Origin of the sequence: Vibrio sp. S12_S33 (genome assembly GCF_963889785.1) — a bacterium.
GTDB classification, from domain to species: Bacteria; Pseudomonadota; Gammaproteobacteria; order Enterobacterales; family Vibrionaceae; genus Vibrio; species Vibrio aestuarianus.
Map to the genome: position 1 here is coordinate 1 of NZ_CAWPQZ010000164.1, position 1,110 is coordinate 1,110.

A 1,110-nucleotide genomic window follows, 5' to 3' on the forward strand; every position below is an offset into this window, starting at 1 on the left:
TTTCAAACAGGTTTTGCCATTCTTGGTCGGTACGTCGTTTTGCCATTTCAGATCTCCTTGAGATTAGGGGATTTGATCTTAGGACGTACCGATATTGATTAAAATGTGGGGTTTATGATGCGCTTACTAAAAAGGTAACCTTTCATCCTCAAACAAGAAATCATGGCTACCATTCAAGTTCAATGTCGATTTTGCAACCAAACTGAACATGTATGTAAACACGGTAAGGGGGTAACGAGCTTTCAGCGATTTCGTTGCATAGAATATAAGCGTTCCCTTCAGCTTGATTACGCTTACGAGGCATATAAGCCTAATGTCAAAGAACAAATTATTGATATGGCAATGAATAGCTCTGATGTTAGAGAAACAAGCGTGTTTTAAAAGTTGGCTACAACACGGTGCTACGCACTTTAAAAAACTCTCTCCAAGGCAAGTGACCTCTACACCCTTCGATAAAGCAAACATCTCTCTAATCTGTAAAGTTGATGGGCAATGGTCATTCGTAGGTAAAAAGAAAAATCGTCGCTGGCTTTGGTATGCTTGGGAGCCTCGCTATAAGCGCATCATTGCTCATGCATTTGGTGGCTGTAGTACGGATGCTCTGCGCTCGTTGCTCGCTTTGCTCAAGCCGTTTGATATCAGCTTTTTTTACCGATGACTTCAGCGTTTACACAAAAGAATTACCAAGGGAAAAGCATGTTGTGGGCAAAAGGTTCACTCAACGGATTGAGCGAACCAATCTAACCCTGCGTTCCAAATTAAAACGTTTAGTACGTAGAACAATCGGTTTTTCCAAATCGGAGAAGATGCACGATAAGGTTATCGGAACATTCATTGAACGAGAATTTTATCTTTGAATCAACCGATTGGAGTCACGACCAATTATTCTTACTCAAAAGGCTTAATCAAATAAAAATATAGTTTTAATTTTATTGGTTTTTTTCTAGTTTAAGTTGTTTTAGGGGCTATTTACCATTTTAATTGGCGTTGTTGCCTAAATCAGTTGAACCTTTTCCAAGTCCTGCGATCTGATCCTTTGTGATGGTAAGAGCGGTGATGACATGGGGAAAACGAAAAAGAAGATAACTAACTGGGCGGAGTACAATAAGG

At 39.7% G+C, this 1,110-nt stretch carries 1 protein-coding gene and 1 pseudogene; both read left to right on the plus strand.

The window, feature by feature from the left end:
- The first annotated feature begins 162 nt into the window (after positions 1-162).
- Complete coding sequence (locus AACW06_RS21135; RefSeq protein ID WP_443263844.1) at positions 163-381, plus strand: IS1-like element transposase; 219 nt, start codon at positions 163-165, stop codon at positions 379-381.
- Positions 356-857, plus strand: a pseudogene (locus tag AACW06_RS19665) (IS1 family transposase). The gene AACW06_RS21135 and the pseudogene AACW06_RS19665 overlap by 26 nt, the downstream one beginning before the upstream one ends.
- The last annotated feature ends 253 nt before the right edge of the window (positions 858-1,110 follow it).

Excerpts from the sequence above, each read along its gene's own strand:
- AACW06_RS21135 (WP_443263844.1), top strand. The coding sequence starts at position 163 with ATGGCTACCATTCAAGTTCAATGTCGATTTTGCAACCAAACTGAACAT.